This is a genomic window from Cyclobacterium xiamenense, from assembly GCF_009467825.1.
GTDB lineage: Bacteria > Bacteroidota > Bacteroidia > Cytophagales > Cyclobacteriaceae > Cyclobacterium > Cyclobacterium xiamenense.
The window spans coordinates 88575-109367 of sequence record NZ_WIOK01000020.1 but is presented as its reverse complement, the minus strand read 5'-3'; the positions used below and the strand labels follow the sequence as shown (position 1 = coordinate 109367).

Below are 20793 nucleotides of genomic sequence, written 5' to 3'. Positions count from 1 at the left end.
GATCAGACGGGTTTGAGTACGCTTTTTACCACTTCTCCGTGGTGCATTTTCTCGAAGGCTTCCAGCCAGGAGGTGACGGGCCATACGCCTCCGATGATGGGTTTGACGTCCAGCATGCCGGAGCCCATCATGCCGATGACCTTTTCCCAGATGGGCCAGTTATGGCTGAAACTGCCCTGCAGGCGCACGTTCTTTTGGACAATGGGGTCCAGGGAAAAATTACAGGGCTGCGGTCCCCAGCCCACTTTGGTGATTTGCCCGTTGGGGCGCACCAGGTCCATGGCGATTTTCAGGGTGGCGCTGGCACCGGCAGCGTCCACAATCAGGTCGGCACCCAGGCCATCCCGGGAACGAGCCCATTCGCTGGCATCGCCGATCAGCCCCTCGCAGCCGTAGCCTTTGGCTATTTCCAGGCGGCCCCGGTCAGCTTCCAGCCCAAGAACGGCCACCTCGGCGCCATTGAGGCGGGCCATAACGGCGCAAAGCATGCCGATGGTACCTGGTCCAATGACGACTACCCGGTCCCCCGGGCGGATATTGGAGTTCACGACCACGGAGTTGTACGCCACGCAACAGGGTTCCGTCAGGCAGGCCTCTTCAAACGGTACTTGCTCGGGAACATGGTGCAGGCAACGCGCCGGCACCTTGACAAAGCGTGTCATGGCCCCGTTAACGCCATAGCCAAAGCCTTTTCGGCTGGGATCCAGGTTGTAAAGCCCTACCCGACTCATGGGGTTTAGGGGATCGATGACGGCGGCGGTTTCACTGACCACCCGGTCGCCGGTATTCCATCCCTCTACCCGGGGTCCGACTTCCACGATTTTGCCTCCAAATTCGTGTCCCAGCACCACGGGGTAGTTGACCGGCCAGCTATGGTCGGAAGTCCATTGGTGCAGGTCGCTGCCGCAAACTCCGACATTGGCTACTTCCAGTAATACCTCCCCCTCTCCGATTTCGGGTTGTTCGATTTCGCGTATTTCTACAGAGCCTTTGGCTTCTGCGTAATTGACTACTGCTGCTGATTTCATAGGATTGTACTTGTCTTTATTGGTCAGATAGCTTTTCTGACTCAGGCAGGTTCGATTTCATCTACCTGCTTGGTTTTAGTTAGAAATATCCACATCGCCATGCGCATGTACGGCATCGCAAATTTTGCGTAGGGAGGCTTCCAGGTCTCCGTCGGCCGTTTTAAAGGCATCCGCGTCGATGGTTAGCGGGGCACCCAACACCACCAGCGGCGCTCCGTAGGTGGGGGTGGAAATGGCCTGCTCCAGGCTGAGTCCGCCAACGGCCTGAACGGGGATGCTTACCGCTTTCACCACTTCCCGCAACTGGTCCAGGGGGCTGGGCATGCGTCGACCCTGCGCGGCTATGCCCCGGCGTTCGTCGTAGCCGATATGGTGCACAATATAATCACATCCCAGGTCTTCCAAAAATTTGGCCCCGGCGACCATGTCGGGGCAACCCAGGTTATCGCCCATGACTTTCACGCCGTGATCCTTTCCGGCTTGCACCACGCATTTGATGGTTTCTTCGTGGGCGCGTGCCATCACCACCACGTGGGTGGCACCGGCCTTGGCCATCATCTCGGCCTCCAGGTAGCCCCCATCCATGGTTTTCAGGTCGGCCACAATGGGTGTGTTGGGAAAGGCTTCGCGTAGCTTGCGCACGCCGTGCAGGCCTTCGGCTAGAATTAAGGGGGTGCCGGCTTCCAGCCAGTCTACCCCGGCCCGCATGGCCAGGGCCGCCGTCTCCAGCGCTTCGTCGATATTTGTAAGATCTAAACTGATTTGAACGATAGGTTTCATTCGTGTGGGTTATTTAGTAAACGATAATGGATTGCTTGCAAAAGTATGAACTGACTATTTCGGATCAGGGCTTAGTGGTAAACGCGATGGAAAGGGCGGTACGAAAAGTTGGGAAAATTCAAAAAAAAGACCGTAGGTATCATGGAAAATGAGAATTGTGGGTACATAAACTGTTCGATTCCAAGTTAACTATTTATATTTAAAGCGCGATGGGATTTTCGCATGTATTACAGGATTCTTTCACGAATGGACTATTCCTGTTTTGGTCGAATTCCCCACGCGTATCCATTCACCAATTTTTAGTTACCATGCGGGAAACCTGGGTTTTTGACTGGCCCAAAAATGCACAACGAGGGAGTTTGACATCCGTTTTTGAAACCCTCCTTTCGGAAAAGAAAACGGAGTTTGGGATTTTTCTGAGCTACTACACGCGGGCAGCAGGGGCGATTGCCGAAAACGTACGGCTGTTGGAAGTTACCGCCGCCAAACCCGCGCTCAGGGGGAGTATTTGGTTGGGTTTCCATAAAGTCTATTACAATGCCTGCCTGAACATCCATGAATCCGATCCGGAAAAAATCCGGGTAGATTTTGCTGCCAATCGTTCGGAAGAAAAACTAGTTTTAACCGGTCCGGATATTCCCGAAAGGGAACCGGATGAGCTTTGAATTCCTACATGAAATCGCGCATGCCGAAAACGTCACACAGTAGGATGATTATCAATCATGCGAAGATTCCCTGTCTGCAGAAAGGCAGGCATGTGGCAACTTAGAGACAATTATAAACATATGAAAACGTACGACATCGCCGTTATTGGCACCGGACCGGCAGGCGCCATGGCTGCTTATACGGCAGCAGCTGGAGGTAAAAGCGTACTTTTGATCGAAAAAGAGCAGCTTCCCCGCTACAAGACCTGCGGCGGGGGATTGGTCTTTCGGGGAAGAAGCCGGCTGCCATTTGCCCTCGATGGGACGGTGGAAAAGGAATGCCGGGAAATTGAGGTCTATTTTGAAGGATCGGATCATTACTTTCTGACCCGGCGGGAGCAGCCCATTATTAGCATGGTCATGCGGGACTCCTTCGATTCCCTGCTGGTAGATAAGGCCCGGGAAAAAGGCGCGGAGCTGTTGCAACAGTGCGCCCTGCAGGGATTGCAGGAGGAGGACGAGGAACTACTCTTGCAGACCTCTCGTGGGGCGTTTCGCACCCGCTACCTGATCGCTGCGGACGGAGCGCTCAGTCCCACGGCAAAACTGGCGGGCTGGGAAGATAGCCGAAAACTGATTCCTGCCCTGGAATACGAGGTTGAGGTAAATCCGGCGGATTTTGAGCGCTTGTCCCGGCGCACGCGTTTTGACGTGGACGCGGTACCGTATGGCTACGCCTGGTGCTTTCCTAAAAAGAATCATTTGTCCATCGGCGTAGGCTGCTTGAAAAAGCAAAAGATCAACCTAAAAGCCTACTACGCCGCCTATTTGGAAAAATTGGAAATTCGGGAAATACGGTCCGCATCGGCGCACGGATTTCAGATACCCATCGCCCCCAGGCAATCCGGTTTTTCGCGGGGGCGGGTATTCCTGGCGGGGGACGCAGCAGGATTTGCGGATCCGCTAACCGCCGAGGGCATTTCAAATGCCCTGTATTCCGGGGAGTTGGCCGCTCAGGCCCTGGTAGCAAGCGGGGAATCTGTCGGGCAGGCAGGCGAGACCTATCAACGCCTGCTGGAAGAACGCTTGCTTCCCGAGCTTAAAACCTCTTCCCTGATGGCCTGGGTTTTCTATGCCCAGCCCCAGGTGCGGAATTGGCTGCTGCAAAAATACGGGCAGCGGGGCTGCGAAATCCTAACGGATATGTTTATGGGCAACCAACCCTTTCCGGACAATTTGAAGCAGAAGTTGGCTGATCGAATCCCGTTGCTGCGGTTTGGCTGAAAATCGGTTGATAAAAGAAGAACCTTTCTACATCTTCAGCAGTATTCATTTTCCCCCGGCTGGGTGTAGTTTGCAACTACACCCTTATATCATTTCCAATTTGCAATTGGCAATGGACGGAATTACTACTCCTCTCCTCTTTTTGAAAAGGGGGAGTTGTTTGCGAAGGGCCGATTGGGAAGGTAGCTCCTTGCATTGCACTTGCCGCTTGATTTCCCAACACCAGGCCGTTATATCACTGGTTCGTGCGTATCTAAAAATCTCACCCGAACGGATTTCCGGCGACCTGGCGGGTGACGGTGACCTTTTCGGAAATTTAGTTCTTAAACGAGCGATTGACGTAGGTTTACGTTACGAAATCCCGCTGGCCCCGGCTGGTTGTAGTTTGCAACTACACCCTTATATCATTTCCAATTTGCAATTGGAAATGGACGGAATTACTACTCCTCTCCTCTTTTTGAAAAGGGGGAGTTGTTTGCGAAGGGCCGATTGGGAAGGTAGCTCCTGGCATTGCACTTGCCGCTTGATTTCCCAACACCAGGCCGTTATATCACTGGCTCGTCCGTACCTAAAAATCTCACCCGAAGGATTTCCGGCGACCTGGCGGGCGAGGGTGACCTTTTCGGAAATTTACTTTATAAACGATTGATTGACTGATGTTTATGTTACTAAATCCCCGGCTGGGTGTAGTTTACAACTACACCCCCTATTTCAGCTCAATCCGCAGCACATAACTATCCGCCGTAACGAAAAGCACGTCCTCCGTTTCATTCAACGCCACGTTCGAGCAGCGCTGCCCGACGTCAATTCTTCCCAATTCCTGTCCCTCCGGATCAAAAATCCACACACCGCCGGGGCCAGTCGCAAATACGGTGCCGTCACTTCTGATCTTTAACCCATCCGGCAGCCCGGGTTCCTCGGCGCCTACGTCGCTGGCATCGCGATAGATTTCTCCCTGCGAAAGACTTCCGTCTTCTGCCACGGCATACCGGTACCAATAGGGCTTTTCCGGATCCGAATTGGCGATCAATAGGTGATTTTCACCGGGAAAAAAGGCCAGGCCATTGGGACGGGTAAGGCTATCCAGGAGCAGTGACAAGTCGCCCGCCTGCGAATACCGGTAAACACCTTGATAGGGAATTTCCTTTGCCGGATCCTCCATCCGGTGTTCCAGCCCATAGGGCGGGTCGGTAAAGTACAGATTCCCGGCAGCGTCGTACACGGCATCGTTGGGACTATTGAATCGCTGATTGTTAAATTCACCCACAATGGTTTCGTATTCGGCTGCCGGATTGGCAATCGGAGCGGTCATGCGGGCCAGCCGTCGGTCCCCGTGCTGGCACAGGACCAGGTTGCCCTCCGGATCCAGGAGCAAACCGTTGGAACCCAGTTCTCCCCCACGGGTACCCTCTCCAGTAAATCCCGCGGGATCCAGGTATACTTCCGGAGCTTCGGCTCCCTGCTTCCAGGCATGCACCCGGTTTGCCGGAATTTCCGAAAAAAGCAACATACCCTCGGAGGGAATCCACAAGGGGCCTTCGGTCCAGGCATAGCCGCTACCAAGAATTTCGGCTTTGGCCTCCCGATCAATGACCTCGTATAGGGCCTCCTGCGCTGCGATAAGTTGGAGGGGAAGTGTAGCTTCCTTCTTCGCCGAATCGCTTGAAGAGCTGTCCGCTACCCGGTCGGTCGAATTTCCCGAACAGGCGGCCAGAAGTACCATGACGAACACCGTCAGGCTGATTTGATTTGCCGGTTTCATGATTAGTCGGTCACAGAAAATTTATAGATACACTCGTGCGTGTAGGTTTCCTCCGGGTTCAAGGTTACCGAAGGAAACTGCGGCTGATTCGGGGAATCCGGAAAATGCTGGGTTTCCAGGCAAATGGCTCCCCGCTTGCCGTAGGTCTTTTCGCCCTTGGACGCCGAGGTGCCGTCCATAAAATTGCCGGTATACACCTGCACACCAGGCTGATCGGTGTACACCTCCATTTTTCGACCGTTTTCGGGTACCCATACCGAGGCGGCCAAAATGGTCTCGGAGCTACCTTCTTCCCGGTTGATCACCCAGTTGTGATCGTAGCCCCCACCCTTTTGTAGCTGCTCGTAGGCATCGTCTATCCGCTCACCTATCCGGTGTGGTTCGGTAAAGTCCATGGGCGTTCCTTCCACGGATCGCAAATCACCCAATGGGATCAGCACCTCGTTTACCGGCGTGAAGCGATCGGCATTTAGTTCCAGCATGTGGTTTTTGACATCTCCTTCTCCATGTCCGTTCAGGTTAAAAAAGGAATGATGGGTCAGGTTGACCACGGTAGGCTGATCGGTTGTTGCCTCGTAGGTGATTCGAAACTCGTTGTCGTCCGTGAGGTAATAGTTCATAAAAACCGTGAGTTCTCCGGGGAATCCCGCCTCACCGTCAGGCGAAACGTATTTCATCGCCAGTTTTTGATCGGTGGCTTCCAGTACCTCCCATACCGCAATGTGGTACCCGCCGGGCCAACCGTGCAGGTTGTTGGGGCCGTTATTGGCCTCCAGCTCGTAGGTTTCTCCATTCAACGTAAACTGCGCGTCGGCGATGCGGTTGCCATAGCGGCCGATGGGGGCACCGTAATAAGACGTCGGATGATTGATGTAGTCGTCCAGGTTATCGTAACCCAGCACCACGTCGGCAAAATTCCCTTCTTTGTCCGGGGCGAAGAGCTCCACTACCCGGGCGCCAAAATTGGTAACGGTCATTTCCATACCGTTGGCATTGCTCAGGCGGTACAGTCTTACTTGGTTGCCGTTAATTGTTTTTTCAAATTTTGCTGGATCCATTGCCGATAAGGTTTTTGTCGTTTGTGCTTCTGCTGCTTCTTGTTTTTCTGCTGGCCCGCAGGAAATAACAAGTCCAAGAAGGGCCACGATGGGTATACGTAATGCGTTCATTTCATGGGGATTTTAATGGTATACAGTTCCTGGTGTTTGTTTCGCAGGAATGCGGGATCAAATTTAATCACTTCCCGGTCGTAGGTCATCAGTCCGTTGACTTCCACCTCCACATCGGTCGTTTGGGTGTAAATGGCAGCCGACAGACCTTTGGGGATCAACGGCTTTAGATCCTGGATTAGCCGGCTATAGCGCTCCTGCAGCTCGGTCTCGTTTTTAAAACTCTGGTAGCCCCAGTTGTCTTTTTCCTGCCAGGTATGGCCGTCCACCGGTAGCCCCAGCCCTCCATATTCTCCGAGGACGATGACCTGTTGGTCCCCCCAGATTTGCGGATCAGGCATTACCGGGTCGGGATAGTTGTGCATGTCCATAATCTGTCCTTTCAGCGTGTAGTTTCCGCCACTTGCTCCATTTACCAGGCGGCTAGGATCGTAGTCCACGGTCCATTGCACGATTTCGTCCGTATCGAACTGTCCCCAGGCCTCGTTAAACGGTACCCAGACCACTATGGATGGGAAGTTGTAATTGGCATCCATAATGGCTTTCCATTCTTTCCGGAAAATCGCCTCCGATTCCGGAGTCCGGTCTTTTTCCGTACCCTTGCCGATAACACCCGGCCTGGATTCCCAGCGATTGCCCATGTCTCCACTGGGCATGTCCTGCCAGACCAACACGCCCATACGGTCGCAGTGGTAGTACCAGCGGGCAGGCTCTACTTTTACGTGCTTTCGGATCATGTTAAATCCCATGTCCAGGGTTTTCTCAATGTCGAAAAGCAAGGCTTCCTCTGTGGGAGCCGTATACAAGCCGTCGGGCCACCATCCTTGATCGAGGGGACCGTATTGGAACACAAATTCATTGTTGAGCAGCATGCGTTGGATGCCATTGGCATCTCGGGCGGTACTGATTTTTCGTAGGGCGGTGTAGCCGTTGACCTGATCCACCACTTTCTTTCCATCCATCAAGGCTACTTCCAAATCGTACAAAAAGGGGTTTTCCGGGCTCCAAACCTGCGGAGCCTCCAGCGTGAAAACGGCTTCTTCCTGATTGGCCACGAGTTGTTCCCCCACCGGAGTTCCATCGGCTAGCAAACGTATCCGCAGGCGCTGTCCCGCTGTAGCACCTGCCACATCGGCTTGCACCCGAATCTGCTTATTGTCGAAATCGGGCGTATTTTTTAGGGACCGAATGTGGTGTTCCGGCACGGCTTCCAGCCAAACGGTTTGCCAGATTCCGGTCACCGGGGTATACCAAATTCCGCGGGGCTCGTTAACTTGTTTTCCGCGGGGATGCGGCCCCTCATCTGTCGGGTCCCATACCCGAATGGCCAGAGATTGTGTTTTCCCGGATTGCAGGGCCTCGCTGATGTCAAAATAAAAGGGATCGTATCCGCCCTGATGCGTCCCTACGGATTGTCCGTTTACAAAGACCTCGGCTTCCCAGTCCACCGCTCCAAAGTGGAGTAGTAATTTCTCCCTTCTAAGCGAACGATCGATTTCGATCTCCCGAAAATACCAAAGTTCCTGGTCTTTGCCCACGGTTTTTCCCACCCCGGAAAGGGCAGATTCGATGGCGAAGGGTACCAGAATTTCGCCCGCATAGGCCTCGGGCATGCCTGCCCCTTTGGGTGCCAGGGCATAGTTCCACAAGCCGTTTAGGTTGACCCAGTCCTCCCGCGTCATTTGGGGACGGGGGTATTCGGGGTGTGGGTTGGCCGGATCAATTTCCGCCGCCCAGGGGCTCAGGATTTTGGTATCCACCGGACGCCAGGAGGCCTGCTGTGCAAACGTTGACGCAACGAGGGCGACGACAAGCAATGGTACGGAGAAAAGTAACTTCATTGGATCGGTTAAATTTAGGGTGGTACTGTTGAAAGTTTCGAAATTCTATTTGGAATAAGGCGAAAATATTAAAAAATATGGATAATGACACCGAATCTAAGGTAAAAATCCATAATTTAAAGCGGTGCTTGTAACACACCGTCCGTTCATCTACCTAAACTTCAAATGATTATCCGTTCCACTCCTACCGCATTCCCCCGTATTGGATTTCCATTCCTTGCCGGGCTGGTTATTTTTCTGCTCGGAGCCTGTACGCAAAAGGAAAAAACCTTCGAACATCCGCTGGCTGCTTCGCCGGATGTGGCTCAGTACATGGAAAACTTTGAGGGCAGAGGGGACCTGACCGATCCAAATTCCCAGCCCCTGGCTCCGGAAACATCCCTAGAGGCCTTCCAATTACCGGAAGATTTGCGTATCGAACTGGTGCTGAGCGAACCGGATGTGGTGCAGCCGCTTCACCTGAGCTTTGATCCACAGGGTCGACTTTGGGTGGTGCAATACCAGCAATACCCCTACCCGGAAGGATTGAAAATCACCTCCATCGACAACCATACGCGGGTAAAATTTGATCGGGTGCCGGAAGCGCCTCCGGCCGGCGCGCGGGGAGCGGATGTGGTCGCCGTGTTTGAAGACAAAAACGGCGACGGCAGGTATACCCATGCCTTCAATGCCATTGAGGGACTAAACATCGCCAGCTCGGTTGCCCTGGGCCGGGACCGGATTTGGGTGCTGAATCCTCCCTACCTGTTGGCCTATCCCGATCCGGATGGAGACGGGAAACCCGATGCAGCGCCGGAAATCCACCTGGAGGGATTCGGGCTGGAAGACACCCATTCCATTGCCAACAGCCTGCAATGGGGCCCGGACGGCTGGTTGTACGGCGTTCAGGGCAGCACCACCACCGCCAACATCACCTACGAAAACGGAACCGACCTGGCGTTTCAAGGGCAGGCAATCTGGCGGTACCAGCCGGACAGCAAGCGATTTGAGCTTTTTGCCGAAGGAGGCGGAAACAACCCCTTTTACCTGGAGTTTGACCGGAAAGGACGAATTTTTTCCGGCTCGAATGGCTACGGTCGGGGCCCCTATTACAAGCAAGGCGGGTATTACGTGAAGAGCTGGGGCAAACACGGGCCCCTGACGAATCCCTATGCCTTCGGGCATTTGCCCAACATGCCCCTGGATGGGGAAAACAAGCGGTTTACCCATGCCGTGATGCGTTACGAGGCAGCCCTGTTACCCCCGGCCTACCGGGGCAAGATCATGGCACTAAACCCCCTACACAATTACATTCAATTGACCGAACTTGCGCCAAACGGCTCCTCCTTCGCCACACGGGATGCAGGCAAATTGGTGGAGACAGAAGACAAGTGGTTTCGGCCCGTCGATATCAAAACCGGTCCGGATGGGGCCGTATACCTGGCCGATTGGTACGATAGCCGGCTTTCCCACGTGGATCCACGGGATACCTGGCACAAAAGCAGCGGACGCATCTACCGGATCGTGCCTGGCAGTGGACTACCAAAAAACGAGCCCTTTGACCTGGCCAAAGCAGATCTACGAGAACTCACTGAATGGCTGCAGCACCCCAACAAATGGTTTCGGCAGCAAGCCTTGCGGCAATTTGCGGACCGCAAAGACCCGGCCGCCCTGCCGGCCTTGCATCGGTTGTTTGCATCTGAAAACCACCAACATGCCCTGGAAGCCCTTTGGGCGATTCATTTATCCAACGGCTTTGACGATTCTTTTGTAGTAAACGCCTTGCGGCATCCCGATCCAGCAATACGCAGTTGGACCTACCGGCTGGTAGGGGATCAGGAGTCGGTGGGAAACCGGGTATGGGAGGTAATGGTCGAGCAGGCCGAAATAGAATCCGTGGCGGAAGTAAGCAGCCAGATTGCATCCACCGCAAAACGGCTTCCCGGAGCGCAGGCGCTCCCCCTTTTAAAAGCCCTGCTACACGCCAACCCCGACCCCGATGATCCGGATATTCCCCTGCTGATTTGGTGGGCCATGGAAGCCCAGGTAGAACAAAATCTGAACGCGGTCATGGCTTTCTGGAAAGACAGCCGCATCTGGGAAAGTCCCCTAAGCAAAGGACACCTGGCCGGACGAATGATGCAACGCCTGGTAATGGCCGGGGAACACGAAGCCGCCACCGAATTTCTGAAGCGTTCTCCAGACAAAAGCTACGATCAGGTGTTGGTCGCCGGCTTTTACGAAGGCCTGGTAGGAAGGGACCTGGTCAATATTCCTCGCACACTGATTGACCTGGTATCCGAAAAGGAACCCGACACCAAGGGCTTCGAACTGGCCCTGAGATCCGGCGATTTTTCCAACCTGGATAAGGCCATCGAGCTGCTAAGTGAGGCCGAACAGCCCCTAAACGTCCGACTCAACCTGGTACATTTGCTGGGAGAACTTCGTCCCAAATCGGCGCTGCCGGCCCTGCTTACCCTGATTCAGTCCGGTGCGAGCCCGGGATCCCTGAAGCAAGAGGCCATTCATGCCGTGAAAAAATTTGACGACCCGGAAATCGGTAAACAGATGGCAGCCATTTACCCCGGCATTCGGGCCGATAGCTACGTACGCGAAGAGGCGATCCGCCTGTTTGGTAGCCGACCGGAATGGGCAACCGCTTTTTTTGCGGAAATCCGTGAAAATAAGGTCGTTCACAAGGAAGACGTCTCCTATTCTCAGGCGCGTCAGTTTTACCTCCTGGAGGACGAATCCGTCCGGCAATTGACCGAAGAAATCTGGCCGGAAAGCAAGCTACTCACGGCAGAAGAGAAAACCCGCTCCATGGCAGCCTACAAACAACAAATCCGTTCCGGTAAGGGAGACGCCGTGGCGGGAAAGCAGCTATTTGTGCAAACCTGCGGAAGTTGCCATCGGCTGGATAGCGGTGGGGGAAGTATTGGACCGGAATTGACCGGATACGATCGTACCGATTTGGACTACTGGCTCTTACATACGGTGGATCCAAATGCGGGGATACGGGAGGGCTACGAAACCATCGAAATCGAAACTCGTGACGGACGAAAAATCTGGGGGAAATTGGAAAAAGACGAAGGCGGAACGAAATACATCCGTCCCCCTCTGGGCGGAAAAGGAGAATCCATACCGGACCAGGAAATCCGGGAAATGCACATCCTGGAACATTCTACCATGCCGGAACGCTTGCTGGAGCCATTGAACGAACAGCAGGTCAGGGACTTATTTGCCTATATTCTGAAATAATTCCATAAATAATCAACCGAATTAAGAAAATTTCTGGTACAATTCACTAATTTTGGTTTTGGGATAGATTATACTCACAAATTTGTATTTCTGATAATTAAAATTGTTTTTTATCGTGCGGGATTTTTTGAGGAGGTTGATTTTTCGCCTGAAAATAACGGGAAGTGTAGGCTGGCTGACGGGGCTGGTGCTCGGGATTACAGCTTTGCAGACAAGCGGAACTGTCTGGGATAGTTTTGCACCGATCTCCATTACCGGACAGCAGGATGTACGCATATTTTATGACGAAACGCTAGAGATTACCCTGGACATGCTTTCCATCGATTACGATGGCGACCCTTCGAACCTTACCCTGCAGGTTGAGGATGGGACGGGTTACCTCCGTTCGGGAAACGCCATTACCCGAACCATCGAATACGACGAAAACTGGGCAGCAGCCGGGGAGGAAGTCACGGTCAATGTTCGGGTAAGCGACGGTGCCGATGATGCAACCTACGGACTAACCGTGTTGGTGGTTCCCCCGATGACCCAAACCAACTACAGCGAAAATACTTGTTTGGGTACCATCTCCCTAACCGTGAGGGCCTACAGACCTGATCCGGGTGTGGCCTCCGAATCCTTTCCCTTTACCTTTACCTTGTTGACTCAGGACGAGGAGGTCATCGACGTCATCACCTTCAACAGCAACTTTCCCGGTCAGAGCAGTGCGTCCGCTACCTTTGGCGGGACGGGTCTGCCACTGGATCGAAACAGTGCCTACATCATCCAGGTGGAAGACAACCAGGGAAGAACCTTCCAGCGGGATGCCGGACCCATTGGGGAAGCCTATTCCCTGGATTTTGACCTGAACGTAGCCGGTCCCTTGTGTGCCGGCGATCCCGGAGGGGTGGTCGAATACATCATATACAATGCCGAAGTGCCGCTTGGCTTTTTTGGTATTTTCGACGACGAGGGAAATCTGGTAACCGAACTATTCGACATCGTCAGCCTTACCGAGGATTACATCGTCGTGAGTACAGATAATCTGGCGGCAGGTAATTACACCCTTGAGGTAACCGATCGCTTCGGATGCATGGGATCGGAACCCTTTGAAATCGTATTGCCCGAACCCATTCAGGCAGTGGAAACACTAACCGATCCTACCTGCTTTGGAGCGTCCGACGGGCAAATTGATTTGTATATCAGCGGGGGCTGGTCACAGCCCTTTGCGGGTAGTCCCATCAACGCTGCCCGGGAATATGCTATTGAATGGTTTACCGCTGGCGGGACCGAACTGGGTGTTGGAGCCAATGAATTGGTGGTGGAGGGTGGTACCGTGACGGGCATGAACAGCAGCCTTACGGGCCTGGCTGCCGGGGGGTATTACGCCGAGATAACCGAAAGCGTGCGGCGGTTTGAGATTCCCGATGCCGAGCCCCTGGTCTGTACGATTACTACCCCTATTTTTGTATTGGATGGTCCGGATCCGTTGGACCTCAATGCCAACTCCACCGACATATCCTGCAACGGTGCGGGAGACGGCTTGCTGAGTATCTCGCCCTCCGGAGGAACGAATCCGTACACCGTCGATTGGTATCGGGGCAATTTTACCGACCTGGAACTTCCGGACCCGACTGGATTGACGGAGTTGGTGGAGCAAGCCGGAGACGGTCCGTTCCTACGCCAGGGATTGCCTGCCGGAGATTATGCCGTTTTGCTTACCGATGCAAACGGTTGTTTCCTTGCCGAAAACTTTTCGATCGCGGAGCCTCCGCCCCTTTCCATGACGGAGCGCACGGATTTGCGGGAAGATGTGCTGTGTTTCGGTGAAGCGACCGGAACCATTGTGGTAGAAGTGGACGGGCCCACCACGCCTCCCTACTTTTTCGAGGCTTTCCGGGATGGGGATACAAACCCGATCGGCGCGCCCATCGTATCGCTGGGCTTTGCCCCGGTATTTTTCAACAATCTCCCGGCGGGAGAATACCGCGTGCGCATCACCGACTCTTTTGGTTGTACCTTCGATCTGGATGGCATTCAAATCGAACAGCCGGCCACCGGTCTGCTCATTGAGGAGCCGGTAATCTCGGATTACAATGGATTTCAGCTTTCTTGTGCCGGTGCCACCGACGGGAGCATCGAATTGACCATTACAGGAGGTGAGGGGGAATTGGATTTCCTCTGGACCGGACCGGATGGCTTTGAATCCACCGAAAAGGATATCTTTGATCTTTCACCGGGCCAGTACCAATTTGTGGTCACCGACGAAAACGGCTGTACGGCTACCCTGGGTTCGGTTGAAATGAGCGCGCCTCCGCCATTGACGGTAGGCGCGGATATTCCGCAGTACAACGGTTTCCAAATCAGCTGCTTCGGTGCCGCCGATGGGCGGATTAGCTCCCTGCCCGAAGGGGGCACCGGTACCTATACCTACAGTTGGACCGGTCCGGATGGATTCACATCGGATCAGCCCGAGCTAAGCAATCTGGAGCCGGGGAACTACGAACTTACCGTTACGGATGAAAACGGCTGTACTGCAGCAGCCAATTATTTGATCGAACAACCGACGCAACTGGTCATCAACGAATTACCCGAAGAGCGGGTGAACATTACTTGTTTTGGTGAAGATACGGGCGCCTTGACTGTATCATTGACCCTTTCCCTACCTTCTTTTCAGCTGGACCTTGGTCTGATGGGGGAAGCCGACCCGCTGCGGACCATTAGCGAATTTACCGAAGAATTGTATGAATTTGCCAACCTGGAGGCAGGCAACTACTGGGTACGCGTCACCGATGGCAACGGCTGTACGGATACAGTCGAAGACATCCCCATTATTCAGCCAGAAAGCGGATTGGCGCTGGAAAACGTGAGTGTCTCTGACTACGCTGGATTCGGTATCTCCTGCCAGGGGGCAGGAGATGGCTTTATCTCCCTGGAGGCCATCGGTGGCCTGGGCGATGTGAGCTACGCCTGGACCGGTCCAAACGGCTTTACCTCTGAGAGCAGTTCCATCGCCAATCTGGATCCCGGAACCTACGAGTTACTGGTTACCGACAATACAGGCTGTACGCTTGCCGAAACCTTTGAGGTAACGGAACCCGAGCCCCTGGAGCTATCGGCGGAAGTTTCTGATTTCAATGGCTTTGCTATCCAATGCAATGGTGGCGATCAGGGATTCATCAACCTGAGCCTTTCCGGGGGCGCGGCACCGCTTACCGTTGCCTGGACCGGTCCGGAAGGGTTTGTTTCGGATGCTCCTTCCCTGGAAAACCTGAGCGCAGGCCTCTACGAACTCATCGTCACCGACCAAAACGGCTGTGAGATCAGCAATAGTTACAATTTGCTGGAACCTGAGAGCCTGGAACTGATTGAATTGACCGATGAAAAGGTAGATGTGGCCTGTTTTGGGCAGCAAACAGGAAGCCTGGGGGTTACCCTAACGCGTGGATCGTCGGCTCCTTACGCTTTCCGGCTGGAGGATTCCGAGGGCAGGCTCGTACGGGAAGCACCCTCCCTTGCGGATACCAGCTGGATCGTATCAAACCTTCCCGCCGGCAACTACCGGGTGCAGGTAACGGATGCAAACGGCTGTACACAGGAGCTTGCAGACCTGGAGGTCAGCCAACCAGCGCAAGGGGTGCAAATCGAATCCATCGAGACTTCCGATTACAATGGCTTTGGCATCAGTTGTTTTGGTGCCGGAGACGGATTTATCGAGGCAACCGTGAGCGGAGGTTCCGGGACCTACACCTTTTCCTGGGAAGGCCCCAATGGCTTTACCTCCGAACAGGCTTCACTCACCGACCTGGAGCCCGGCAGCTATGTACTGACCGTCACGGATGAAAACGGCTGCATCCTTTCAGAAACCGCTGAGTTGACCAGTCCCGAACCCCTAACACTTGGAGATAACGTTTCCGATTACAACGGATTTGCCATTCAGTGTGATGGGGGGAACAACGGCTTTATCGAACTATCCCTTTCCGGAGGAGTGGCCCCGCTTTCCATCAACTGGACCGGGCCCAATGGCTTCAGTGCCGGGACTGCCGGACTGGAAAACCTGGAGGCCGGCCTGTACGACGTAATCATCACCGACCAAAACGGCTGTCAGATTAGCAGCAGCTACAACCTGCTGGCACCACAGGGGCTGGAAATCATCGAGTTGACCGAGGAGAAAGTAGACATAGCCTGCTTTGGACAGGAAACGGGCAGGCTGGGAATCAGCCTAAGCCAATCCTCCCTTCCTCCGTACCGGTACCGGCTACTGGATGCCGGGGGTACCATTGTCCGTGAGTTGGACGACAGCGCAGAGACGAGTTGGATCGTGGAAAACCTTCCTGCCGGCACCTACCGCGCAGAAGTAACGGACGGCAACGGTTGCCAACAAGACATGACCGAGCTGGTAATCACCCAGCCCGAGGCAGGCGTACGGATCGACTCCATTGAGCTCTCGGATTACTACGGATTCGGTGTCAGCTGCTTTGGCGCCACAGACGGCTTCATTCGGGTCAACGTTTCCGGTGGATCGGGTACCTATACGTTTGACTGGACCGGACCGGATGGGTTTATTTCCTCGGAACCGTTTGTCGAAAACCTCGCTCCCGGTACCTATCAGGTGAGCCTTCGGGATGAGAACGGGTGTACGCAGCAATCCGATCTGCTGGAAATCCAGTCGCCTGAACCGGTGACGGTGGATGCGGAGGTATCCGATTTCAACGGCTTTGCCATTCAATGCCACGGGGTAGACAATGGATCTATCAGCCTGACCGCGGCAGGGGGAACGGGCAACTACCGCTACAGCTGGACGGGTCCTGATGGTTTTCTATCGGATGCTGCGGCTATTTCCGGACTTTCTCCCGGCACCTATCAGGCACGGGTCATCGATGAAAACGATTGCGAAGTGCTGCGCGAATTTGAGCTGGTTCAACCCGATCCGCTTCAGGTATCCCTGGACGAAAAGGTGGACGTACTTTGTTTTGGCGAGTCCACCGGATCCATTGCGATCGCTGTGTCTGGGGGTATCCCCGATTCCTACCGCTTTGAGTGGAAAAGGGATGGGCAGCTCATCGATACGAACAGCCAAAACCTGACCGACATACCGTCCGGAAACTATGCATTGACCGTGGTGGATGCCAACGGTTGTAGTGCCGGAATCGGGGAAATTGAGGTGGTGCAGCCGGGGGCAGCCCTTGAGGTGACACTCAATCAAACGCCCATTTCCTGCTACAATGCCAACGACGCCAACCTGTCCGTGGACATTCAGGGCGGTGTGGAACCCTATCAGGTAAGTTGGAACATCGGTTCCACCTTACGGGAATTTACCGGCATCGGACCGGGCTTTTACCAGGTGACGGTCACCGATGCAAATGGCTGTACGCAGGTGCGGGAAACCGTCATTGAAGATCTTCCGGTATTTGCGATCGATCCGGAGGTGGTCCCCATCTCCTGTCACGGGGCGGCGGATGGAAGCATTCTCCTCAACCTGGAGGGTGGGGAGGCACCGGTTCGGGCCATTTGGGATCACGGACCCGAGCAGTCGTCCCTGTTCAACCTGGGTCCGGGCGAATACCGGGTGCTGCTCGAAGATGCAAAGGGCTGTACGCTGGAACGAACCTTCAATTTGGTGGAGCCTGACCTCTTGGTGGTGGTAGAGCAAATTCAGGATGCGCTTTCCTGTGAAGACGGGCAAAGCGGGTCCATTGACCTGGTGGTATCGGGAGGAACGCCACCCTATGCTTACAACTGGAGCAATGGAGCCACTACCGCCGGGATAGCAAATCTGACCAACGGGAGCTATTCCGTGGAGATCACCGATCAATCCGGATGCTTTGTCAGTCAGACGTTCCAGGTAAACCGGCCTTCTCCCATCCGTATCGACATGGTGTCCACCACCACTTCAAGTTGCGAACCCAGGGAGATTACGGAGACTTTTGACATCAACGTGGATGGAGGCGTAGCGCCCTATACCATCGAATGGAGCAGTGGAAACGTTTCTGAAGATGGGTACCGCATGGTCACCAGCGAACCCGGAACCTATTCGGTAACGGTGACCGACGGCTTCGGATGCTGGCAATCCAGAAGTTTTGTGGTGGACAACAGTCAGGTACTGGTGGAAGGCGATTTTGCCTCCGCCTCCTTCCCGGTCTACGGAGAAAACCTGGTCAACTACGAGGTGCAATTTATCAACAACAGCAGCGGCAATATCCGCTCCTATTATTGGGATTTTGGGGACGGCAACAACAGCCTGGAAGCGGCGCCAGCCCACCGCTATCAGGAAGCCGGAACCTACACTGTGGAGCTGACGGCTTATGATGACTGGGGCTGTGCTACGAACAGCAGTTTTCAAATCGAAATCCTGGATTATTTCCTGAAAGTACCAAACGTATTTAGTCCAAACGGGGACGGTATCAACGACCACTTCTTCCCGAAATTTCTCTACATCGAAACGCTTTCTTTCACCGTCATGAACAAATGGGGAGAGATTTTATTCCATACCGAAGACCTGGATTCCCAGGGATGGGATGGCAGTTACCGGGGGCAACAAGCCATCCCGGGTAATTACGTGTACAAAATTGATTTTACGACTACCGATGGCAGGAACTTTTCTGATACCGGTGCATTGATGCTTTTGGAATGAGGTATTTACGGATCGTCGCCCTTATCTGGGCCTACTTATTGATGAATTTGGCAGAAATCCGGGCGCAGGATTTTCATTTTACGCAGTTTTATGCGGCGCCGCTAAACCTCAGCCCTGCATTTGCCGGAGCGATGGAAACGACACGCATCGGGATCAACTACCGCAAGCAGTGGCCGGGTTTCGGCTACGATTTCAATGCCGCCGGTTTCTACTACGACACCTACCTGACAGATTCCAGGCTGGGTGTGGGCCTTTCTGCCTCCCAGTTTACCGAATCCTTTTTAAAAATCCGCTCGGCAGACCTTGCGGGCTATATCTCCTACCGGCTCAACCTGGATGAATCTACCTTTCTCCGTTTTGGCGGGCAGTTTGGGGTGGTCAACCGCAGCCTTACCTTACAGGAATTGGTTTTTGGCGACCAGATCAACCTACTTACCCGAAGCATCAATCCAAGCAGCATCGACCGGCTTCCCGGCGAAGACAGCAACTGGTACCCGGATATCTCCTTTGGCGCGCTGCTGCAGGGACGGGACTTTTGGTTGGGAGTCAGCAGTGCCCATCTGACGCAACCCAATGTGGGCTTTTTGGACGATGGCGTTGGCAACAACCTGCCCATAAAATGGGGGTTTCATGGCGGGTACGTCAAAGACCTCGACAACCGCATGTTCAAAACTAACCGGATTCGCAATGTTTTTTCTGTCTCCTTTAACTACAAGCGACAGGGTACCTTTCAACAAATCGAGGTCATCCCCCAACTACAGGTAGAAAACTTCATCGGTGGTCTTGGTTTTCGAAACGTCACCCGATTTAACGACCTGCCCGACCAAAACTCCATCAACGCCGTCTTGGGATTTAGCCTTTTGGACGGGATTACCATGGCGTACAGCTACGATTATATGCTGAACCGATTTAGCACGCCAGCGCACGTGTCGCACGAGGTATCGATTTATTTTACCGATTTGAGAAAGAAACGCCTCATCCAGACCATCCTCCCCTGCCCTCCCGGTAACGCCAACTGGAGGTATTAAAAATGAAGGTCAGCAAAGTCCAGGTATTGCTCCCAGTCGTACGGCAATAAACCATGGCCTCCGGAACGGACATGGTAGCCAATATGCCCCATTTCCGGCTCGTCCACCGGCGGCTGTGCGGTGACGGGCATCCCCTGCAGACCAAACAACGCATATACGGGACTTGCCGCTACACAAGACAAAAACTCTCCCCTGGGATCCGCCCAGCGATCTTCCACGCCGCTGGCGACGTAAACCGGACGTGGTGCCATAAGGGCCAGCAGCTGGTGCTGATCGATCGGTAAAGCGGCTTCGTTTTCGTTGTATTGGTTAAAATTTGCGGCAAACCAATGGGGAAACGAACGGTTGATCCTGGCTACCGTTTCTCCGTATTTCCTCCGGGAAAGTGCCGCTCCCCCGCAGCCGGAATTGTTGGAAATGACCAGGGCAAAACGGGTGTCCACGGCACCAGCCCACAACGCCGCTTTTCCCAAACGACTGTGGCCCAACACCGCTACTTTTTCCGGCTGTACCCAGGATTCGCTTTCGAGGAAATCCATCACCCGGGAAAGGCCCCATGCCCAGCCTGCAATACTGCCCCAGGATGCCTCATTTCTACGTTCTTCCGGATACAGAGCATGTACCCCATTCCGAAAGCCATCGTCAAAATCCGGATCTACTTCGCCGTAGTACAGGCTGACCAAGCCGTATCCCCTGGAAATGATCGCTTCGTAGGGCCAATTGGGAATCCGTTTTCCCCTGCCGACCTCAGAAGCCCGGTTACCGCTACTGCCCATGGCCTCGTTGTTTCGAATCCAGGCCTCGGTCACAGGAACCTGGGCATCGCCAGCGAGGGTGTGGTTCCCATAAAAATTCAACCCGAGAAAAGCCGGAACCGGCTGGCCCGTGTTCGGGTAAAACAGCAAAAGATCGAAAAACACTTCTCTCCCATTTCGTTTCAGGTGCAGCCTGACGCCCTTTCTGCTGGCTTTTCCCGCCAGGAAATTCGGATTTTCAAACAAGGTTTCGGCATGCAGCTCCCCATCCCAGTCCGGGGATTTTCCGTACACATGCTTTTCAAATAGCGTAACCAGCTCCTTTCGACGTTCCAACCAGTCCTCCACATGGTTTACCTGACCACCCGCTTCAAACCGTAGCGGGTCGGGTAGCGAATAATCCGGTACCCCGGACTCTTCGTAGTTGGGTTCAACTTGCTGAGCCGGACTGGGGCTACCGAAACTAAGGGTACCAAGTACCAGAAGTAACAAGAAATTTTTCATGGCGGTGGTTATTTGACACAAAAGTTAGGCAAAAAAACGCAATGTAGAACCGATTGCTTTCCACAATTCAGGTGGATAGGACAAAATCCGCCTCTGGAACAAGTGTCGCTATGTTGGGTAGTGGATAGAATAAGGAACAAATCTT

11 protein-coding genes are annotated in these 20793 nt (G+C 54.0%); 5 read left to right on the top strand and 6 right to left on the bottom strand.

Translation table 11 applies throughout. The annotated features are described in order from the left end of the window. Nucleotides 1-2: 2 nt before the first annotated feature. Nucleotides 3-1028, bottom strand: a complete 1026-nt coding sequence (locus tag GCU44_RS15600; protein WP_154857463.1) for a zinc-binding dehydrogenase — start codon at nt 1026-1028, stop codon at nt 3-5. 75 nt (nt 1029-1103) lie between these two features. Further along, a complete protein-coding gene (locus tag GCU44_RS15595; RefSeq protein ID WP_092168866.1) occupies nt 1104-1808 on the bottom strand; it encodes an orotidine 5'-phosphate decarboxylase / HUMPS family protein in 705 nt (234 codons plus the stop codon). Nucleotides 1809-2116: 308 nt separating this feature from the next. Here GCU44_RS15595 and GCU44_RS15590 point away from each other — a divergent pair, with 308 nt between their 5' ends. Both GCU44_RS15590 and GCU44_RS15585 read left to right on the top strand, forming a co-directional pair. Then, nucleotides 2117-2473: a hypothetical protein gene (locus GCU44_RS15590; protein ID WP_154857461.1), complete on the top strand. Its 357-nt coding sequence runs from the start codon at nt 2117-2119 to the stop codon at nt 2471-2473. Between the two features lie 120 nt (nt 2474-2593). Next, nucleotides 2594-3736: a geranylgeranyl reductase family protein gene (locus GCU44_RS15585; RefSeq protein WP_154857459.1), complete on the top strand. Its 1143-nt coding sequence runs from the start codon at nt 2594-2596 to the stop codon at nt 3734-3736. A 706-nt stretch (nt 3737-4442) separates the two neighbouring features. Here the strand turns inward: GCU44_RS15585 and GCU44_RS15580 are convergent. From GCU44_RS15580 to GCU44_RS15570, 3 genes are read right to left on the bottom strand one after another with little or no spacing between them, the layout of a single operon-like run. Next, on the bottom strand, nt 4443-5498 hold the full coding sequence (locus tag GCU44_RS15580; protein WP_154857457.1) for an SMP-30/gluconolactonase/LRE family protein: 1056 nt from the start codon (nt 5496-5498) through the stop codon (nt 4443-4445). A 2-nt stretch (nt 5499-5500) separates the two neighbouring features. Further along, nucleotides 5501-6667, bottom strand: a complete 1167-nt coding sequence (locus GCU44_RS15575; protein WP_154857455.1) for an aldose epimerase family protein — start codon at nt 6665-6667, stop codon at nt 5501-5503. Beyond that, nucleotides 6664-8508: a glycoside hydrolase family 2 protein gene (locus tag GCU44_RS15570; RefSeq protein WP_154857453.1), complete on the bottom strand. Its 1845-nt coding sequence runs from the start codon at nt 8506-8508 to the stop codon at nt 6664-6666. Before GCU44_RS15570 ends, GCU44_RS15575 begins: the two co-directional genes overlap by 4 nt. Nucleotides 8509-8673: 165 nt before the next feature. On the opposite strand from GCU44_RS15570, the gene GCU44_RS15565 reads away from it, so the two are divergent. The 3 genes from GCU44_RS15565 to GCU44_RS15555 all read left to right on the top strand — a co-directional run bounded on the left by GCU44_RS15565 (nt 8674) and on the right by GCU44_RS15555 (nt 19389). Next, nucleotides 8674-11748, top strand: a complete 3075-nt coding sequence (locus tag GCU44_RS15565; protein ID WP_154857451.1) for a PVC-type heme-binding CxxCH protein — start codon at nt 8674-8676, stop codon at nt 11746-11748. 127 nt (nt 11749-11875) lie between these two features. Then, the gene (locus tag GCU44_RS15560) at nt 11876-18361 is read left to right on the top strand and encodes a PKD domain-containing protein (RefSeq protein ID WP_154857449.1); all 6486 of its coding nucleotides are present in this window, start codon (nt 11876-11878) and stop codon (nt 18359-18361) included. Next, the gene (locus GCU44_RS15555) at nt 18358-19389 is read left to right on the top strand and encodes a PorP/SprF family type IX secretion system membrane protein (RefSeq protein ID WP_154857447.1); all 1032 of its coding nucleotides are present in this window, start codon (nt 18358-18360) and stop codon (nt 19387-19389) included. The genes GCU44_RS15560 and GCU44_RS15555 overlap by 4 nt, the downstream gene beginning before the upstream one ends. Here GCU44_RS15555 and GCU44_RS15550 read toward each other — a convergent pair. Beyond that, on the bottom strand, nt 19386-20648 hold the full coding sequence (locus GCU44_RS15550; RefSeq protein ID WP_154857445.1) for a glucuronyl esterase domain-containing protein: 1263 nt from the start codon (nt 20646-20648) through the stop codon (nt 19386-19388). The two genes, GCU44_RS15555 and GCU44_RS15550, sit on opposite strands and share 4 nt — an antisense overlap. Nucleotides 20649-20793 lie beyond the last annotated feature (145 nt).